5 protein-coding genes are annotated in these 22,305 nt (G+C 46.6%); 2 read left to right on the forward strand and 3 right to left on the reverse strand.

Annotation, left to right across the window (positions count from 1 at the left end):
- Window positions 1-208 precede the first annotated feature (208 nt).
- Window positions 209-8,824, reverse strand: a complete 8,616-nt coding sequence (locus tag YWE_RS0104000; protein ID WP_029093352.1) for a glycoside hydrolase family 94 protein — start codon at window positions 8,822-8,824, stop codon at window positions 209-211.
- A 1,319-nt stretch (window positions 8,825-10,143) separates the two neighbouring features.
- On the opposite strand from YWE_RS0104000, the gene YWE_RS0104005 reads away from it, so the two are divergent.
- Window positions 10,144-18,030, forward strand: coding sequence for an autotransporter outer membrane beta-barrel domain-containing protein (locus YWE_RS0104005; protein WP_029093353.1), 7,887 nt, complete (start codon window positions 10,144-10,146; stop codon window positions 18,028-18,030).
- 669 nt (window positions 18,031-18,699) lie between these two features.
- Here the strand turns inward: YWE_RS0104005 and YWE_RS0104010 are convergent.
- Both YWE_RS0104010 and YWE_RS0104015 read right to left on the reverse strand, forming a co-directional pair.
- A complete protein-coding gene (locus YWE_RS0104010) occupies window positions 18,700-19,413 on the reverse strand; it encodes an oligogalacturonate-specific porin KdgM family protein (RefSeq protein WP_029093354.1) in 714 nt (237 codons plus the stop codon).
- A gap of 68 nt (window positions 19,414-19,481) precedes the next feature.
- Window positions 19,482-21,047: a sulfatase family protein gene (locus tag YWE_RS0104015; RefSeq protein ID WP_029093355.1), complete on the reverse strand. Its 1,566-nt coding sequence runs from the start codon at window positions 21,045-21,047 to the stop codon at window positions 19,482-19,484.
- 450 nt (window positions 21,048-21,497) lie between these two features.
- Between YWE_RS0104015 and agaR the strand changes: the two genes are divergently transcribed.
- Window positions 21,498-22,286: a transcriptional repressor AgaR gene (gene agaR / locus YWE_RS0104020; protein ID WP_029093356.1), complete on the forward strand. Its 789-nt coding sequence runs from the start codon at window positions 21,498-21,500 to the stop codon at window positions 22,284-22,286.
- Window positions 22,287-22,305: the final 19 nt, after the last annotated feature.

Consider the following 22,305-nt stretch of genomic DNA (forward strand, 5'->3'; position numbering starts at 1 on the left):
CTGTTGAAGTAGCGGTTCTAACAGGCTCAGCTCCCGAGTGATGTCATGATACCGAACCGGATATACCATCGGGCTCTCTGTCAGGCGGTTTATCTCGGTACTCACTCAGCCGATAACTCAAACAGCTGTTATCGGGTTTCACACTGTCGCAGGATGCCTTCTATCATCGCTGACAGCTTTAATATCCTTATTCATCCGTAAACCTTACCTACAAACTTTCTTTCAACTGGCCGAGAAAAACCTCGATCTGGTGGTCAATACCATCATCTTTTATATGAATCATATCGCCGACAAGCAGATTATTATCCATTATCACCTGATATTGGCCATCGCCTGGCTGTACGGTTATTTGATATTGGCTGCTGCCTTGTTGATAGGTCATTGAAACCTTCGGCCAACTGGCGGGAAGGCGCGTATGAATAGTGATAAATTCACCATGACGCTGCAACCCTAACAATGATTCAGTAATTAATCGATAGGTCCAGCCAGCCGAGCCGGTATACCAACTCCAGCCACCGCGCCCGGAGTGAGGATCTACTGCGTAGATATCAGCAGACATGACGTAAGGCTCGACTTTATAACGTTCAACCCCAGCACCATCGAGGCTGTGATTGATCGGGTTAATCATCGACATCAGTTGCCATGCGCGTTCGACTTCCCCCATTTCAGCAAATGCCATAACGGCCCAAATCGCGCCGTGGGTATATTGACCGCCATTTTCCCGCACGCCGGGTAAGTACCCGCCGATATAACCGGGATTAGGGCCGTTGCCGTTAAACGGAGGCATAAGCAATTTGATTAGGCCTGCATCGCTATCAACCAACCGTTGATCCAACTGCTGCATTCCCTGCTGGCTGCGCTCAGGGTCTCCTGCACCGGATAATACCGACCAGCTTTGGGCGATAGCATCTATTTGGCACTCCTTGGCAGTATGAGAACCGAGTGGTTCTCCGTTATCGAAATAGCCGCGGAGATACCATTGGCCATCCCAGCCGTGGTCATGCAAATTTTGTTTAAGCGTGGCGGCCTGTTTCAAACATAAGGTTTCGGTCTCAATATCATTGAGCTGCTGTGCTAATGTGCCGTAGCGTTGCAACACGGTATAGAGGAAAAAGCCTAGCCAAATACTTTCTCCGCGCCCTTCTAAACCAACCATGTTCATGCCGTCATTCCAGTCACCACCGCCAATTAACGGTAACCCATGCTTGCCAAAGGTTAAGCCGTATGTAATTGCCTTAACCCCATGCTGCCAAAGCGTTTCTTCAATCGAACTTATCGTCGGGTGTTCATAGCTGGACTCTTCGCCAGGATTGAGCCTGCGGGCTTCAAGGTAACCGACCTTCTGTTGGAGAATAGTGGTATCACCGGTCACTTTAACGTAGTGGCAGATAGCCAAAGGCAACCACAGGTAGTCATCAGAGCAGCGAGTGCGGACACCATTACCCAACGGCGGATGCCACCAGTGCTGGACATCTCCCTCAATAAATTGGCGTGAGGCGCATAATAAAATTTGCTCGCGCATCTTTTCTGGTGCGGTATGGGTGAGAGCCAGACTGTCTTGCAACTGATCGCGAAATCCATAGGCTCCGCCGGACTGGTAATATCCGCTGCGCGCTAACATACGGCAGGCTAGCGTCTGATACATAAGCCAGCCATTGGTTAGCAGATTAAGTGCCGGGTCGGGGGTGGATATTTGAATTTTATCTAATATTTGGTGCCAGTGATGGTGAATATGGCTTAATTCTGCGTTAGCAGCCTTCTCACCCAGAAACTGATGAATTAGCGCCTGCGCATCTTGAACATTCTGGCCTAACCCTAAGGTAAAGATAAAGGTACGCTGATCGCCGTTAATCAAGGTCGTTGCCGACTGGACGGCAGCGCACGGATCTAATCCGGCGCCCGTTTTATTAGATAATCGCCGTAGTTTCAGCGCTGCCGGATCGGCCGGTGAGCCATTACGCCCTAAAAACTCACGTCGGTCGCCGCTGACTGAACAATGGGCTCCGGTAACGGCAAAGAATGCCGTTCTGTCTGCACTATCACTACTGTAATAGTTGGTTGCCAGTACGCCACAGCCGTTAGGGACTTGGGCGCTAGATGTCACCACATGCATTGATGATTTTGAGCGTAAGCTCCCGAGCACCCACTCAACGTAGCCGGTTACTGACAATGACCGGCTGCGGCCAGAGTTGTTGGTCAGGGTAAGAATAAATAATTTAACCGGGGCATGTTCAGCGACCATCACCGTAAACTCACTGTTAATACCCGTTTCTTGGTGCTCAAATACGCTATAGCCAAAGCCATGACGGGTCAGGTAGCTACCCTGGCCGCGTATAGGCAGAGGCATTGGAGACCACAGGTCTCCGCTCTCTTCATCTCTCAGGTAGAAAGCTTCGCCGGAACTGTCACACACCGGATCATTTTCCCATGGCGTTAGTCGATATTCATGTGCATTTTCATACCAAGTATAGGCTTGGCCACTTTCAGACAGAACGGTACCAAATTCCGCATTGGCGATAACGTTAGACCAAGGTGCCGGCGTATTTTTACCGTCCTCCAGTATGATGTGGTATTCACGCCCGTCGGTTGAAAATCCGCCGAATCCATTAAAGTAGGTTAGGTTTTTAGCATCAAACTGGCGGATAGGCTGCTGATTATGAAGTATGTTAACCTTAGGGATCAGCGGCTGCTGAATGGATAAGGTTGCCTGCATACGCAGGTTGATTTGTTCAAGAATCCCTCCGCTTTGGTCATCAAATACAATGCAGGCGACGCTCATCAGTAAGATTCGGTCTTCCTGAGAAATCTGTTCTCCGTTACGCACCAGTATCCTGCCGAATTTATTGTTCCGATCGCTTTGGGCATCTGCGGCAATCAGATCAACAATTTGATTTTGCAGGTCCTGACGGTAGCCGCCCATATTTTCGTTAATAATCACCAGATCGGCGCATAATCCCTTCTGGCGCCAGTAGTTATGCGCGCGAATTAGCGTAGTGACTATATTCATATTTTGGCTATCCGTGATGGTGAGCAGAACAATAGGTAAGTCACCAGAAATGGAGTGCCCCCAGAGGGACGATTGCCCGCGTCGGTTTTGCGCAATCACGCGTGGATCGGCCCGCAGTTCACGTGATGGAAATAGCACGGCGCTCGCAAGGCGATTAAACAGATTGACATCGTCTTCGTTAGCATTGATCTGACGCAGTACCACCTGACTGTGGGATTTCACCATTTCAAAAGCGCGGTCAGCCAGATGGCTATCACGGTATTTTTCCATCAAAGCTAAAATTGTATGGCGATCTTGGGTTACGCCATAAATTGCATCAATAATAATCGCGACCCCGGGTTCAAGCCTGATACGCTGACGTATTGCCACAATAGGATCGAGCACAGGTCCTGAACTATTACTGAGTGCCCCTGCATTTTTCAACGCCTGTGGGCTGGCGGGCGTATGCCCGCGCCCGATAAACTTCGCCCGATCGGTTTCAAATGAGGTTTCCCGATTGATATCACCATGTATCACCATCATATGAAGCAGCCACGGGCACTGTTCATCAGGTTCCCTTTGGCGTCGATGGCATAAAATAGCTTCGTGCTCGGGTATCAATTCGGTTTGAATAAACAGATTATTAAATGCCGGATGAGCTAATTCATTGGCGGCGGGAGCCAGTACCACTTCGGCATAGGTGGTAATTTCAATTACGCGGGCATTGCGCCCTCGGTGGATTAACGTCATACGGCGTAGTTCAACGTCGTCTTCCGGTGATACCACAATTTTAGTTTTTACGCTGAGGCTGCCCTCAGTACGTTTAAACTCCGCGCCGGCATCAGTAAGCTCAACGTGATAGTGCGTTGATTTTTTACCGACCGGCTGCCAAGTACTGCTCCACATCTCACCGGTTTTAGGGTCGCTGAGATAACAGAATGTTCCCCTGCTATCTTTGGTAGAGTCTTCACGCCATCGGGTCAATGCGATGTCTTTCCAGCGGCTATATCCTCCTCCGGCCTGTGTGACCATCAGGTGATAGTTGGCATTAGAAAGTAGCTGAACTTCCGGGATCGCGCTGTCAACGTTATTAAATTCACGAATATCATAAGTTGCCGATTTAAGCCGACCTTCATAAGATTCAAACTGGCGTCGCGGGCTATAAAGCTCAACGGCATCGGGCACCCTCTCCTGTAAGAGGAGCCGAGCTGATTGAAATGATGGATTGGCCGCAAAGCGATCGACCATCGGTGCATCGAGCAGCAAATGGGACAGTGCGAGAAACCCCATTCCCTGATGGTGAGCCATATATGACTGGACTATCGCATAGACCTGACCACGAGCCATGCGAGAGGCGGTGTAATCCAGCGCTTCATAAAATCCAAACTGGCCTCTGGCGCCATTTTTTTCCAGTACCAGCAAGTTATCGTAGGCCTGCTGAGGCGCAATAATCAGCGCCATAAGAGTGGCATAAGGCGCGATAACAACGTCATCCCCCAGCCCGCGCCTCAACCCTAGCCCCGGAACGCCAAACGCGTGATACTGATAATTCTGCAGTGGATCAAAAGAGTCATAGCCGGACTCTGAAATACCCCAAGGTACCCCGCACTCTTTGCCCCAATCAATCTGGCGATCGACCGCTGACTGGCACATACGGGTTAGTAAGGTGTCAGGATAGGCGGGCATAATCAGCTGTGGCATCAAATATTCAAACATTGAACCACTCCACGACATAAGAGCGGGTTGATTATTAATCAGGGTAAACAGCCGGCCTAAAGCAAACCAGCTTTTCATCGGTAATTGGTTTACGGCAATAGCATAGAAGTTGGTGAGGCGAATTTCAGAAGGCAGGAGATCGTACTTACCGCTATCCATTTTGGTGATGTCACAGTTATAGCCCACGCTAAGCTGTTTGCTGGCTTTGTGGTACAAAAATTGGAAATCCATAATCGCGTGGTTATTCAGCCGTTCTTCCAACTCGGCCAAAATGGCTAGCCGCTGGTGGGCAAGCCTGATGGCTTGTTGCATATTGGTCAGTTGCTGTGAGGTGATAGTCGCTGTTTGCTTATCTGCCACGGCGAGCCAACAAATAGACGGCAGGACTTTTAAGTCAGTGCTGAGGTCAATCCAACTTAATAATAGAGACCATTCTTGGCAGATCAGGCTGAGCTGTTTATGGAGTTTTTCCAACCAGTCATTTAAAACGCTGTCTTTATTGATGTCTAAGCGTTGCAGGCTGGACACTAACGTAATCAGGCTACTTAGCCGTTCAAATATGGCATGGGTTGGAAGAGACGCGATTTCAGACAGGCCTTTACGCATCTGTTTTAGTTCACCGGGTGCAGCCTTGCCCCAACGATTTTCAATAATCGATAATGTGTCATTCAGTCCGGCCACTATGCGCGGAATATCGAGTATCGGCTGATTTTTTAGCTCGCGTAAGCCAGAGCTGAGCGTTAACAAATGCCCGGCAAGATTGCCGCTGTCGACGCTGGAAATATAACGAGGGCTTAGCGGTGCCAATGTCCGAGTGTCGTACCAGTTATACAAATGGCCGCGGTAATGCTCCATTTTGTCCATGGTATCCAGCGTTAGCGTGATGCGCTGTAATACCTCACCTTGGGGAATATAGCCAAAGTCCCATGCTGTCAGGTTAGCCAATAACGACAGGCCGATATTGGTAGGTGAAGTACGGTGAGCAATAGTCGGTATCGGTACTTCCTGATAATTATCCGGCGGTAACCAGTTTTCTTGCTGATTGGCAAAGGTTTCAAAGAATGACCAGGTTTCTCGGCTAATCTGGCGCAGAAAATGGCGCTGCCGATCGTTGATCTCAATCGATGAACGGATAGGTTTCCTGCTTAGCCAACTGAGCAGGAGGGGCGCAGTAAGCCATAAGAGTGCAAAGGGTAAGGCACCAATGAGCATGATTGGATTATATTGCGCGGTCAGTAATACCAGTAAGATAGCAGCGACCGGACTTATCCACATGGTGCGATAAAAATCTATCGGCCGCGGTGAAAAACCCGTTTTGCCCTGCTCAAAGCTGGTCCATTCCTGAAGGTCACGTTTGCTGATCGTTAGCCGCCATAGCGTCACTAAAATAGCCTGTACCGAGTATGCACTTTCATGCGCCAGGGTTACCAGATGCAAACTAATGTGAGACAGGCGTTTTAGCGTGCCGTTGAGCACAATATTAACGTGCTGTACCAGCGGGCGACGGCGTGGCTTGCTGATTAATCCTTGTAATAACACCAATAAGGTTGGAAACAGTAACATAACGGCTAAGGTCAATAGCCAGAACAGCGAATTAGCGCCCATGCTAAAGCTACTGAACAGTAGTACCAACAAAGCCGGAGCGACCAGACTACGGCGCAAGTTATCGGCAATTTTCCATCTTGAAAGGAGGCTGAGAGGGTTAGCGATACGGCTACCGTCGGCCGTTCGGACCCGTAAGCGTAGCCAGTTAATTAACTGCCAGTCTCCGCGGATCCACCGGGTACGTCGGGTAACGTCAACCAGATAGTTAGCCGGATACTGCTCATAAAGTAATACGTTACTCAAGAGTCCGGAGCGCCCGTAGCATCCCTCTAACAGATCGTGGCTGAGTACCAGATTGTCCGGGCACACGCAGTCGGTCGCACGGATAAACATATCGACATCATAGATACCTTTACCAACAAACGAACCTTCCTGAAACAGATCCTGATAAATGTCGGAAGACATTAACGAGTATGGATCATTACCGGGAATACTACTGGACATTGCCGCATAACGGCTCTGCCCATAGCGTGGAATTTCTTCCGCTAAACGAGGTTGTAAAATGGTATAGCCACTCACAATGCGCTTATTTTTGGGGTTATATACAGGATAGTTGAGTGGGTGCGCCATGGTCGCCACTAGCTGGTGGGCAGTTTCGCGCGGCAGTATTGTATCGGTATCGAGAGTAATCACATACTTTACGTTACTGAGTATTTCGTGATGGTTACCGGCAATAGTCGAAAATTGATCTTTCGAATGGCGCAACCACAGGTTTAACGCTAATAGCTTACCGCGCTTACGCTCATAGCCCATCCATACATTTTGCTGTTCGTTCCATTCACGTTCCCGATGCAACAAAAAAAATGAGGTTCCATAATTATTAGGATAGCGCTGGTTAAGCTGTTCTATCCGTTGTATTGCATAGTTTAGTAATTCTGCATCACCGGGCAGGCTCTGTGCCGGTGCATCAGTAAAGTCGGTGAGTAACGCAAAATGTAGATTTTGCATCGCGTTACCCAGATAGCAGACTTCCAGACTGTTGATCAACTTATCAGTACCTTCCCTGTCGATCAGCAGGCAGGGCATAACGATTAGCGATCGAAACTGGGATGGAATTTCACAGGAGAAATCCATTCGAGGTAAAAGTTTCGGCTTTTTGAGCCGATTGGCGATTTCACTCTGTAAGTTAATGGCGAACTGACTAACGACAATCACAGTTGGGATGATAAGTAACCAGAATAGCCAATTAGAGCGACTGAAATCAGTATTGGATAACAGATAGCTGCTACCGATAATCGTCACTAAGCTCAGGCTACCCAGCCATATTAATAGGGATGATTTGCTGAGGCTTGCACGCAGCCTGGCCAGCGGTGAAAAACGAACGTTAAGACGTTTCTCCAGTTCTGTACGGCCTTTATCAATTAAGTAGTAGCCAACGTGACGCCTGCATCCTTGGTCTGTGGTAGCCAACGCCATTGATAATACATGTTGGGCGACTTCCGTTTCACTGTACTGGCAGTGGCGAGACAGTATTTCAATAATATGCCGGTAGCGATCGCGGGTATCGAAATGCATCTTGGAATAAATTTCAGCGGGATCTTGGCTTAGGGTTTGCTCAACCAAGCTGATCGTTTCGGCAAACTCAGCCCAGTTCATATCACTTAGCTGACGAAGGCTGGTAATGCTGTTACTGACTGAAAGCTGGCTGTTAGCCAACTGTTGGTTAAAGGTAAGAATGATCTGATCGCTGGTTAATCCCACTTCAGACAGTCGTTGTTCGACCCACGTCAGTGGGAGGGCCAGCATTTTACCATGGCCTTTTAAACAACGAACCAGTTCGGCGACGAAGGCGCTAGCTCTGGGAGGATTTGAGCTTGCCATGTTGGCGATAACAATGATCAAATTGGCCGGGTCGTTTTCGGCACTATCGAGCATTTTAGTTACCCAGCTATCGGCTAAATTTCGCTCTTGCTGAGTGACCGCAATTTCGATACTGACCCGCCTTAGGTTTTCAATCAGTGCCAGACGGAGCATAGCAGGAAAGGCCCATAGTTCACCCAAGGTCAAAATTGATACTTTTTGGTATGCTGCAATATAGCGGGTCAGGCTGGCGGTGTCCCAGCGCCCGTCGCTGTGAGCAATGGCCTCAGTGGCAATATCATAAATACGCGGACAGTTATGGGGGGAAGACAGTTGAGGCAGCCCTTTACCGAAGTTCTTCGGCAAGTGATGGCGTACCAGACGGATCTGTTCTTCAACCAAATAGTAGTTATCCAGCAGCCACTCCGCAGCAGGGGCAATACTGGCGTTTCCCGCAGTACTAAGAATATGGCAACTGCGAGTCAATACCGCTTCATTGTCATCAAGGCGTTTTAATAGGTAGTAGGGAACTTTTTTGCTGGTCAACTGATGTGAATGGGCCAACTTTTGCCCGTAGTGTTCCATCTGGTCGATAGAAAATAACTCAGATTCTATTATTGTCTCGACCCTGTGCGTCTCCATTGAACTCTGACGTCCTTTTGCGGCACGATCCAGAGTGGACTTCGGCTTAAACCAATTAATAAAATTCATTTTCACTCAAACACTCCGTAGCGTAACAGACACCAATAGGCAGTCGCTGAAACGGAAAAAATAGTGCGAAAATCGTGAAGCAGGATGGGTAGAAAACTTCACAGCAGGATGGGAATTTGGGAAGGGTATATTCTGACTATAGCAAAAATTAGCGAAAGAAGCTTATTTATTAGTCAATAAAATGCCAGATACCCATACGAATGGAATTTTATATTGGATTAAGCGGAGGCTATCGTCTGAGGCGCTGGCTAAAGAGCGCAGTAAAATCAGTGATGAGGGGGAAAGGCAACGTTGAATGTAGTCAGGGCTGAGTATTTTCTTACTGCGCAAGCTTATCTTATGAAGGAATAACATATTTAATTGTCCGGTCAGTAACGTATTAATTCCTCTCGTCCTATCACCGCACGCTTTCAAATTACTTTACCTGGAAGCAGGTACCAAAAAACTCACATTCGACAGCCCTAACCTGACTCAATAAAAATCTTGCGAGCCCTGCTTCAAGCTATATTCTCCGGACTTGTCGTAGGGGCTGCGTTTCTCAATGAATATCCTCGAACGTTATCCGGTATTTTTGTAACACACCCTCTTAGTTCGATAAAGATCGTGTTTTACACCAACGATATTTGGCCCCATTTAGCGTGGAATTGAAAGTCAAGATAGAACATACGTGGGTAGAGTCCTAACCGGTTTAATATCTCTTTTAGGCCCAATTAATTCCGTTCCATCGATGGCGGTTAGCCAAGGATGTTCGTTGACCGCCCCATTTATAAGTGACAAACCTTCAATTTTAAAGTATATAAAACTAAATAATATACCTACACAGTACTTTAGTGTGATTAATCAATATTTTTTAATCAATTACACTAAAACTGACTGATGATATTTTAAATGCCACTTATTTTTATGTTTATTATCTATTCGTTCTATACAACTATCTCATATAGATATATATATCGACAATTCATATTTACATGAAATTTAATTTCAATTATTTTTAATATTTCGATCTATATTGTCGATAACTGTTGATTTATGTATCATAAACACAACAAAATATAGGCGAGAGGACATTATTCCTTTTATTTTTAAAATAATTTTATTTGTTATTTATTCGGTAATACCAAATAAATAAATTAAGAGCAATCTTGCGTTTTTAGAAATCGAGCGCCAAGCATTGAACATTATTAACTACTCATTAAAGTGATTGGTAGGGCATTTTCTTGCTCTCGATATAGGAATGTTTTATTTATGGATAATGATTACTTCTCTATATTTTTAATAGATTGCCACCACTTTATTGGATTAAAGTATAAGGCATAATATTTGTGAATAAAATATATAGAGTTATCTGGAATAACGCTTTAGGATTATGGGTGGTAGCTTCTGAACTTACTTGTGGCAAAAAAAAATCCAGTAAACTGACCTCTGATGCCCCAGAAAGAATATCAGTCAAAACACGTTCATTAACTACAGTAACTCTGGCTATCCTACTAAGTATATACGGTACGGCATCGGCTGTAAGCTTAGCCCCAGACTGGATACCAACCACGAATAATAGTGGTAATGGTACCTATACCGTTGGTGGAGGTTCCGTTGTTAATATTGATGGACCAACGTTTATTCAGGGTAATTCATCTGGTTACGTTCAACTAATGATCGAAGATGCAATTGCTCAAGGGTATGCATCGGGTGATTCCTTAGTTGGTAAAGTATTTATTAATACTGGTACTCAAACTAAAGCGGTCAAGGTTTTTGACAGTATCACCAACTCCTACAAAGATGTTTTTGTTTTTGATTCTAATACATTCTCTCAACGGGCTGCAGGCTCGTCTGCGAATGAAATCATTCTCGGTTTAAACCGAACCTCCGACTTTTTTTATCAAACTCGATTAGTCCATGTGGATAGTACCGGTGGCATGGTTGAACTTGACGTTGCCGCTAAGAACATTGGTTCTTACTTTAAAGACTCTCAATTAGCCTATGCCGACGGGACAGGAAGCGCCACCAGCGTGATTAATTGGAACTCCCAGAACAATTTTTATATGTCCCGCGGCGCGGTTGTCACACCCGCTGATTTAACCGCTTCCCAAGATATTAAAAGTATGGAATATGCAGGTTTAGTCACCGCATTTGATGGCTCTATTCATCATGTCAACAATGTTGACGAGCTTCGAGACTATAACAACTGGTTGATTATGCAAATGCAGCAGACCAATACGACTTTGACTGCTGCACAATATGCTGATGAGTTCAATAAAGCCTTTGATATAACCGTTCATACTTATGATGTAGACCGTACCTCGGGCGGAACGATAGATACAGCACCCTATATTGCACCAAATGGTACGACCACTATTATGACTGCAAATGGTCCTAATGCGACAGTCAGAGTGTCAAATACTGGCCAGTTAAGTGGTGTTGCGCCAAGTAACGGTGCCATATTGGCAATTGGCGGCGGAAAAGGTATCAATGATGGTGTTATTGATATGAGTAATGTATCAATGACGGCTAGAAATAATTCAAGTGTAGTGAACAACGGCAATATTTATGTATGGTTCACTACAACAGCAGCACAACGCGCTACGGGCTTGGGCATGTATGCTACCGGTAGTGGTGCAACGGCAATCAATAATGGCTCTCTTTCTGTACGTCCTTATAACAACGCTTCAGTCAATCCACTAGATAGAAATATTGGCATGAGAAGTGCCGATGGCGGTTATGCAGAAAATAATAATCTGATTGACCTCAGTCCATCTGCGATATTGAACGATACTGTTTCAGCAGTAACCGGAGTACTCGTGAGTTCCGGTGGCTCTTTCACCAATACTGAAACGGCAGAGATTAGGTTGGGCAATGGCTTCACTACCGCTAATAATACCATTGCGGTTGATGTGGTAAGCGGTGCCGGTACGGTGATTAACAACGGCACTATTTCATTTGGGGATATGGCAAAAGGTGCTGTTGGCCTTAATGCCGAGAATGCCGGTACAGTCAATGTACAGAATAACGGTGAAATCATTATTGGTGGTACCTCAGGTGACTCTCAGAATGTAGGTATATATGCAAAAGCGTCTAAAGGTCTTCTCAACAAAGGTCTAATCGATATCACGGGCATTAATGCTATCGGTATTAAAGCTGTCAATGGTGGTTCTATTGACTCCGTTGGTAGTAGCCTTATTAGAGTTGGCGGGACAACCGAGGGATTACGTAACTACGGAGGGTGGATTGAAGGTGTTGGGAGTACCGTTAATTTATCCGGCACCATCAATCTATTGGGCGAAAACGCGATCGGACTTCATGCTCGTGATGGCGGTCAGGTCAATTTGTCAGGCGATGGAGCTGTTAACTTCGGTGCTGCAAATCAGATCGGATTCTACGTTTACGGTACGGACAGTAATATCAAGAACACCAGTACCCATGGCATGAATGTATCAACAATGGGGTCAACATTATTCCGTATTGCAAGCGGTGCAAAGTTTGTTGGTGGCGTAGATATCGCTAAGGTCACTGCTTCAGGTGAAAACGCTTATGCGTTATTTGTCACCGGCAAAGACGGTGGGAACACCAGTAAATTCACCTCTGGGTCAATGACTATTGAGCTAACAGGAAGCGGTTCAACGGGTGTATTAATTGAAGGTGGAGCCGAGGGATTAATTGAAAATTCTGCAATTATTCATCTGAATCAGACCAACGCTATTGCTGGTATTGCCGATGGTAATGGTCACGATTTGGCCGGTAATATAATAAACAGTAGCGACCCTAGCACGCTCCTTACTGCGGCCCAACGCTTATCTTCATCTCAGGATAAAGTAACGGGCTATATTGCACGTAACAAGGCTAAGCTAATCAATACGGGGAATATTGAATTTACCGGAGCAAATACTATCGGTATTCAGGTTCTGGATGGTTCTATTGGTGAGAATGGCGGAAGTATCACTGTTCAGGATGGTGGCATAGGCTTAATCGCAAACTCCAGTAACTTAACCACTGAGATCAATAACTCAGGAAATCTGATTCTAAGAGGGGGCTCTAACAGCAATAGAACTAAAGGAATCTTGGGATCCGGTAATTCAGTAACGGTTAACATGACCGACGGTGTGATTGACCTACAGGGACAAGGTGCGATTGGTGTTGAGGTCTCTAATGGCGGTACCGTTAATTTAAGCGGAACAGCCGTTCCAAAATTTGCAGACAATGATTCCGGTATTACTGACCAAATTGCTTTTCGTATTATTGGTGATGATGCATCAATTACCACTAATGTTGGTACAGGTACTTTATTGGATGCCTCCGGTACAAACTCTACGCTATTTCGTATTGAGCAGTCAGCCCAACAAACCGGCATATTACAGATGAAAACATCAGGTACCGGTAGTCGAGGAATTTGGGCAACCGATGCAGGAACCAGCGTTGTTGCAGATGCAGGCAGTGACTTTCAGGTTTTAGGCGCTAGAGCACAGGGTGTTTACATTACTGGCGGGGCAACCGGGCTAATGAATTCAGGCGTTAGCGTCAACTTAGTCGGTTTTGGTGCAGTTGTCGGGGAAGTAGACGGTAATGAGTATGCTTTGGATGGTTCAGTTACAAACGTCGATACAGGATCTAAACTGACTAATAAAGCTGATATTACTACTCCGCTGAGGGATGCGATTGGATTTATTACCCGTAACAAAGGCTTAATGGTCAATACGGGTAATATTAACTTTACTGCAGGCAACAATAACATTGGGGTGTGGGTTGATAACGGTAAGTTTGATAACCAAGGTAACGAAATCAAAGTTAACGGCGTTGTACTGTACGTTGAAGGTACTGATTCCGTAATTACCAGCAGCGGAGGTAAATTGTTAGCCACTGATGGTGAAGCTGCGATTAAGTTAGGTAACGGAGCATCATTAGATTTAGCCGGTAGTGGTTTTGGTATCATCGAAGGACAGGGGTTAGCTCACGGTGTTTTACTTGATGTTGGTGCAGTAGGCCTGATCGTTGACGGTGCTCGTATTGATGTTAATGCAGCTGGTGCGACAGGATATGGCATTGAGAACCGGGCTGAAATTTCAGGTATTCAATTGATGGGTACGACGGTTATTAATGTTGCCAACGGGATTGGCGTCAGAACTTCAGCAAGCTTAGCGCAAGAGAATAGTGGCACCGTAAATGTTGATGGTAGTGGTATTGGTCTGGCGTTCCAGACTACTACCGGTGACCAAATAGAAAACGATTTGGATATGTCACAGTCATCAGGATTGGTCGTTAATCTGAATGGAACCGGTGGGACGGGGATTTTAGCCAATACGCGTGATGGTGCGACGGTAAAATCCGGTGCTAGCGTTAATATTAACAAAGCTGACGGCGGTTCTGCGTTAGTGGTAAATAACTTCGCTAAAGAGGTGATCCAGAGCGGAAATCTGATTTCATCATCAATGACTGCTGCAGTGGTACTGGCGGAGAAGGCAAATAGTTTTACCAATACAGGTAAAATTATTGCTAATTCGATCACTGCTGGAGCCATGTCCTTTGACGGAACAATCAATACCGTAGTGCTCAATGATACGGGTGCTGAAATTCAGGGCGTTGTGGCGCTAAACGGCGGAAAAAATAATTTCACAAACAAAGGGCTAATTACCGGCACCATCAGCGCTGCTGACAATGATAATACGATGCTATTTGATACCGGCAGTACGCTAACCGGTAAAGTGACACTGGGCCAGGGTAATAATCAGGTTACGCTGAACGGCACCGCTCATACGGATGAAGTCACCGCTGGCAGCGGCGTGAATACCTTTATCATTAAAGGCACTGGCGCTACTTATAATCTTCTGGATGGTGGATTAGGAGTGGAAGACTCACTGGTTTTTGATGCGGCGACTCACACTATTGCTCAGGCTGTAAAATTGCAGAACTTTGAACATTTGAAGCTGAAGAACCAGTCAACAGTGATACTTAACGAAGCATTAATATTGACTGATGGCGGTACGGGTACTGGTGCAGTCGATATTGAATCTGGCAGTGAAATGGCAATTAAGCCAACGCTGGCCGGTGACTTCGTATTTAACCCATTACTGACCGGCGCTGGTATTTTATCGGCTGAACTTGATGCTGATACCTCTGCGTTTAATCTGAGCACTCATGTTGGTTCAGGCTTTAAAGGTACCTTGCGTCTGTCAACAAGCAGCTTCAATTTAGCAAACGTTAATGCTTCTGTTTTAAGTCAGGCAACCTTGCAGTCTGATTCCGGCAACACCACCACTGTCGGCACCGGAGTGCAGAATATTGGCGGTCTGACTATCAATGGCGGCAAGTTGCTTTTTGGCTCTGTTATGCCTGGCGACAAAGTGTCTGAAAACAGTATTGTCACCTCTGCGACAGGAACGCTGGACATTCGGGGTACCGGAATCGTTCAGGTCACGATGCCGATAGAAGTGATTAACGATGTGCCTGCACTTGATACCCGTAAGAGCCTGTTTGAGCAGGATGATGAAACCACGCTGGTTAAACTAGTTACAGCGGAAGGTAATGTTCTAGGTAACGGTAGCGCCATTTTGTTGAACGATGAAAATGGTAACGTTATCAGTAATGCTCAAACCTTCGATATTAATCAAAATGGTACCCTTGTCGCTGAGGGGACTTACGATTACAAACTAATGAATGGCGATGGTAACACCGTAGATGGTTTGTATATTGGTTATGGCCTGACTCAGCTTGACCTACAAGGTACGGCGGATGACGCATTAATCCTGACATCGAACGCAGGCGCTACTGGTAAGGCGTCCGATTTAAGTGCCAAAGTCACCGGCACCGGTGACCTAGCTATTGAGTCGGGTACACAAACCGTCTCCCTGTCTAACAAGTTAAATGACTACACCGGTGACACCACCGTGCGTAACGGTACGCTGGTGATGGCTAACGATAATGTATTGGGTAAAACGGCCAACTTAACGGTAGAAAATGGTGCGACCTTTAAAACCAACGATCGTGTAGGCAGTTACAGCCAGACCGTAGGTGCGTTAAATACAGTTAATGGTGCATCCGTAGTGATTGCCGAAGGCAGTGCGCTGACCATTAGTGATGTACAACGGGCTGCTGGCATTGTTGAAGGCGGCACTATTGCCAACGGTACGCTATCAGGCGCAGGTGAACTGAATATAGCTAGCAGCGAACTGGTGGTTAACGGCGCAAACGCGGGTTATATCGGTGACGTTAACCTGTCCGGTACATCGTTGGCCACCTTAAACGGTGCCCAAGGTTTAGGTACTCAGGGTACCATTCACTTTGCCGCGGCTGGCGACCGTTTAGATATTAATATCAATCCCTTGTCTGGTAATAGCACCAACCTGAGCAAGTCGCTGTCTGGTGAAGGTTTAGTTACCACTCAAAATGTGACAGACCTGACCGTGACCGGCGATAACACTGATTTCACTGGCATATTCAGCGTTGAAACCGATGCCGTATTACGCGCAGCTGAGCAGAAACATTTAGGAAGCTCAGTGATTGAAAATCAAGGTATTACTTATTTAATCGCTGATGCTAAGTGGGATTTGGAAAATACCATTACCGGTAGCGGTGCGCTGGTTAAGCAAGGTGCAGATATTCTGGTCATCAACCACGAACTGGCCTATACCGGTGAAACTACGGTTGAGTCTGGTGGGTTAATTATTGGTGATTCTGCGTCGGATGTTGGTGCATTTGCTCTCGGTAATGATGGTATGTTGTCAGGTAGTTCGAAAGTCAACGTGCTGTCAGGTGCGGTATTAAGCGGACTGGGTAACATTACCGGCGAAGTTGACAACCAGGGCACGATTGCTGCGCTGAATGCCTTAGCCGGTTATGAGAGTGCAACGGCTAGTAACCTGAATGTCGGTTCACTGACTAACGGCGGCGTGATTCAGTTGGCGGGTAAAAATATCGGTAATACCTTAACGGTCAACGGTGACTATACTGGCGGCGGAACCTTAGTGATTAATGCCGTATTAAATGACGACAGCTCTGCCACCGATAAACTGATTGTGACCGGCAATACTTCCGGTGAAACTGGAGTTATCGTCAATAATATCCGAGGAAAAGGTCAGCAAACCGTTAACGGTATTGAGGTGGTTAATGTCGGCGGTCTGTCTGACGGAACGTTTAAGCTCAATAACCGTGCGGTGGCTGGTGCTTACGAGTACTTCCTACATAAAGATGGTGTAGAAACTGCAGATGGTAACTGGTACCTGCGCTCTCAATTGCCGAGCACAGTTGATCCAGTTGATCCGGTTAACCCAACGCCAACGGACAATATTATCCGCCCTGAAGCGGGCAGCTACATGGCCAATATGGCCGCTGCTAGCAAGATGTTTAATTTACGTCTGGAAGACCGTGAAGGCCGGGCTGAAAACTCCAGCATGTGGCTACGTCAGGTGGGGTCAAGAACCAAGTTTCGTGATACCACCGGTCAGTCACGCACGGTCACCAATACCTATGTGGTTCAAGGGGGCGCTGAAGTATGGGGTAGCCACTTTAATGACAATGACCGTTTAGGCATTGGCCTGATGGCGGCCTATGGCAATGCCAGCAGTAAAACGGGCTCTAACCGCACCGGGTATAGCGCAAAAGGTACCGTTGATGGCTACAGTACCGGCGTTTATGCTACCTGGTATCAGGACGCAGCCAGTCTAAATGGTGTCTATGTGGACAGCTGGATGCAATACAGCTGGCTGAACGGGGAGGTAAAAGGCGATCAACTGTCTAGTGAAAGCTACAACATTGATGGCCTAAGTGCCTCGGTTGAGACTGGCTACCGTATGCCTGTGTATCAGGGTAAGAATAGCGATGTCTATGTTACACCTCAGGCTCAGGTCACCTGGAGCGGTATTAAGGCCGACGATCACCGTGAAATTAACGGTACCCGAGTCACGTCATCCGGAGACAATAACATTCAGACCCGTCTGGGCGTGAAAGTCTCCCGTGATGGCGTGAGTGATGGTGATATGGGTAAAGATAAACTCTTTACCGTATATGCTGAAGCAAACTGGCTGAATAACAGTCAGCAAGCCGGTGCTGTCCTAAACGGTGTTGAAGTTAAGCAATCAGGTGGGCGTAATCTGGCTGAGCTGAAACTGGGTACTGAAGGCCAACTGAATAAGAATGTCAATCTATGGACCAACGTGGCTCAGCAGTTGGGTGATGATGGCTACAGCGATACGACGTTAACCGTCGGGTTTAAATATAAGTTCTGATAATTCGTCAATCAAAAGCCCGCACTTATTATTGCGGGCTTTTTTATCACCCTAATCAATTGAATTAAATTCAAAAATATAGATAAAAGGCCTTTCTATCATTATTGTGAAAACACAAAAAATGTACGAAAGCACGGACAATCTCGGGCACAAATTCAACTTTCGAGTTCTAGCGCTTTAATCTGGTCACGATCTTGGGTAGATACGACAGAACGTTGGCCAAAAGCCTGTCGTGCTGTATTAGCCAGCGCATAAGGCTCTCAGGCGCACATGGCAATAGCCACAATAGCAGCCCATAAGGATGGGTGATCCTGTTGATGTCCCAGAACCAGACGAACTGAGCGTTCACGAACTTCGGGTGAAAACTGTCTTGATGTCATATTCAATACCTTTCAGAGAGTTTAGTCTCCGATAAACCCGGTTCGGTTCAGTTATATGACAGTAGCGAGGAGCTGTAGTGATGGGTTGCCAGAAGAGGGTACAGATCGGTGTTGTTGACCACCGACCTGCACCATAAGTATACCTATAGCCTAAATAATTGGCGTTGCATCGAGGCGGTAAGCGCTGGCCCGCAGGATAAACCTCAAGGATGAGATTCATAGTCCCGACGAGCTTACTCAGGTGAGTGGGCTTAGCAAACAAAGATGCGGCTTCAAGTATACGGGGATATTACCAAGTATATTTGATCCCTACACGATAGCGCGTCTGGCGCTCGTCGGTATAGCGGGACTCTTTGATATTGCCGACCTCAACAAATGGTCGCCAGTTTTTATTAAGAGAATAGGTGACTACCACGTTATGTTGGTAATCCCATTTTTTATCATCATATAGTGGCAAACCATTACTTTCCATTTCACGGAAAATATCGAACTGATATTGGAAATTCCAATCGTGATAGCGATAACCGACAAAGGTGTCAAACTGCTGGATCTTAGAGCGATAGGGCGTACCATCAACGCCATTCACATCGTAGTCCCACACTTTCCACTTATAGCGCCCTTGTAGCCGAATACCATTATCGAATTGATAGTTGAGACGAACGAACGGGATATAAACCAGGCCCTCTTTGGTAAAGTCTAATGAGGTTCCTGCCAGCCAATTGGTGTTGGCGTTAATTTTATCGTAATAAAAAGCAGTAAATTCCGAGCCGTTCATGGTCATGTGATTATACATGCCATCATCTTCGTTATTATAGCGGGCATCGAGTTCGAAGCCGATATTCTGCCCGGTATCCAGAAATACTTTTACTCTATCACCATGTTTTTTAACACCATCACGATAGTCGTGACGATATTCTATCGTGGTTTTATGATCATTAGCCATTGCTGATGTCGCAGAAAAAAGGCATGCGGAAGCAATAATATATTTTATTGAGGTATTCATCATAATCCTTGGAGTCATTTAATTATTATTAAAATAGGGCCCAGAGGGATAGACCCTAGACAATATATTTATGTATAGGCTTTTGCCGAATTAGCGGGGACTTCCGTTGCCCGCCAAGGGTCACCGGTATGCTCCAGCCAAGGTATCAGCTCTTCTTCGATCAGTTGGTTTACCAGTGCCATATTGCCTTCGGCAATATTCACCATCTGATAAGGGTCCTGCTTATTGTCATGCAGAACATAGTTCAGCGGCTTACCGATCTTGCGATCGATAGACAGCGTATAGCGCTCAGTTCTCACTCCGCGCTTACCGTAGGACTGGCCGCCATAAGGCATAAAGGTGTAAAACTGCGAGGTAGGCCGCGTGTCACCCTTCCCTGTCGCCACTGTCTTGGCGAAATTACTGCCCTCAACGGTATCGGGGATCAGGCTTTCCAGCCCCATCAAGCCCAGTAACGTGGGGTAAATATCCGGGGCAGAGAACAGAATATCGTCATGGCGTGGCGCTAGCTTACCCGGCCAGCGGAAGATCATCGGTACCCGCATCGACTCTTCATAGTGCACGTTCTTGGTCGGATGACCATTGGAGCCCATGCAACATCCATGGTCGGAGAAAAACACCACCAGCGTGTCTTCCGCCAGATTCAACCGATCCAGTTCATCGACGATCCGGCCAAACTGCTCGTCGACACCATTTACCATTGCCATATACTCTTTGAAGTATTTTGGCCCGTATCCCTCCTGATACTCCTTATCCCAATGCACGTTAGGCCGAGTATTCAACGACTCTGACGTCTCGCCCTTATAGCGATCGAGGTATTTCTGCGGCACCTGGTCATAAGGAGAATGCGGAGGGTTCATCGACACCACCAGCGTAAAGGGCTTGCTGTTATCACGATATTTGCCGTTTTCGTTGCGCAGATATTTAATCGCGATATCCGCCTCGTGCTCGGGGCTCCACTGATTGATCTTCAGTGGTTTGTCACGCGGGGTGTCGTTGGTCCAGTACATCGGCGTCATATGCAGGTCGTAGGTACCGTAGCTGTACCAGAAATCGAAACCGTGGCGGCGGTCGGGTGCCGTCCAGTCATTCCAGTGGCGCCCTTCCATCGGGTTGTTATAGCTGGTGATAAATGGCTCTTCCGGTACATCGAGGTGCCACTTGCCGATATAGCCCATGCTGTATCCCTGCTTCTTCAGGATATCAGACCAGGTCACCGCGCTCTTTTTCAATTCAATACCAAAGTCCCGGCCACCAAAATTACCGGCGGTTCCGGTATGGCTATTGCCCTGCAGGCCGTTGCGATAGGGATACTGCCCGGTCATCAACATGCCGCGAAACGGGGTACAGAGTGGGTAGTTGGACACCGCCTGGCGCAATACCACCCCCTGGCTGGCGAACTTATTGAGATGAGGCGTCATTGAGGGGTCTTGCCCCATGAATCCCTGCGCTTGCGCGCGCATCTCATCAGGGAAAATAATCAGTAGGTTAGGCTTTTTTCCATTCAGCCCTGCAGCAGCGGCAACCTGATCTGCCGCCAAGCTGGTTGAGAGACCCCCGGTGGCAGCGACTGTTGCCGCAGCGGCACTGGAAGCTGCGATCCCTTTCAGCAGATTTCGACGAGTTAACGACATTGCTATACTCCTAGAAAAAGTGATTGAATTTGAAACAATTAATCAATACGACATCAAAAAATTGTTTCTCTTTTTACTTCTTTTGTTTTCGAAACACTATTTTTTAGCCTAAATCGTAAGCCATCGAAACCGTCGCAGCTGTGTTAAAGATCACAAAAAAGCAAACGAAAGTTTAAAAATGAAGCGATTCGCAAATTAACAAACCACATAACCGAAACATACCACCCAAAAAAGCACCGGTAAGTGGTTATTATTTGGCAAAATCTCTTTCAAGCTATATGATAAACAACATATGCGTAAGTGTGCGTAAGATAAAAGTCCTAATTTGAAAATTTATGAAAGAGATCAAAACTTTTGAAGTTTCATATTGAGGCCTTTTTTTTTTGATGTAACCTAAAATCGAAATCAAATGAAAGAAAATCATTGATTTCACATAAGGAGACTAGACAAGTGAAAAGCGCTGTCGAAAGGCGTATGGAAATCGTCAACGTGGTTAACCAAGAAGGGAAAGCCCGTGTCGAAGACCTTGCCGCCAGGTTTGGTGTCTCTAGTGTCACTATTCGAAGCGACCTCAGCTTCCTGGAAAAAAATGGCTACGTCGTGCGTTCTCACGGCGCTGCGATTCCAAATGTTGGGATGATTGCCGAGTTGACCGTCCACGAAAAACGGCGTCAGAACGCCGGGATAAAATCGTTGATCGGCAACGAGGCCGCCAAGCTGATAGAGAGTGGTGACACCGTTATTCTAGATTCAGGTACGACTACCTTCGAAATCGCCAGCAGTCTGAAATCTCGTACGCTGGAGAATGTAGTCGTGATGTCCAACGGTCTGGATGTAGCGATGGAGTTAGCCTCAGTCCCCGGCGTAGAAGTGTTGATGTCGGGTGGTGTGCTTCGTAAGAATGCACTCTCTTTTTCTGGCTCTCAGGCCGAGAACAGTTTAAAAAACTACCGTTTCGATAAGGTGTTCTTGGGCGTTGATGGCATCGATTTACGCGTTGGTATCACCACACACAGCGAGCAGGAAGCCAGCCTTAACCGCTTGATGTGTGAAATTTCCGGGCAGGTTATCGCCGTTGCTGACTCCAGTAAGTTTGGTCTTCGCAGCTGCCATATGATCCGCGAATTTGGCGATATCGATATTCTGGTCACCGATTCCAACATTCCTGAAGACTACCTACAGGGTTTCAAGGATATGAAGGTCGAAGTGATCATCGTAGACGTAGATAAAGAGAAATAACCCACTGACTCCATAGCAA

It is taken from the genome of Budvicia aquatica DSM 5075 = ATCC 35567, from assembly GCF_000427805.1.
Taxonomy (GTDB): Bacteria; Pseudomonadota; Gammaproteobacteria; order Enterobacterales; family Enterobacteriaceae; genus Budvicia; species Budvicia aquatica.

Excerpts from the sequence above, each read along its gene's own strand:
- YWE_RS0104010 (WP_029093354.1), bottom strand. The coding sequence starts at position 19,413 with ATGAATACCTCAATAAAATATATTATTGCTTCCGCATGCCTTTTTTCT.
- YWE_RS0104015 (WP_029093355.1), bottom strand. The coding sequence starts at position 21,047 with ATGTCGTTAACTCGTCGAAATCTGCTGAAAGGGATCGCAGCTTCCAGT.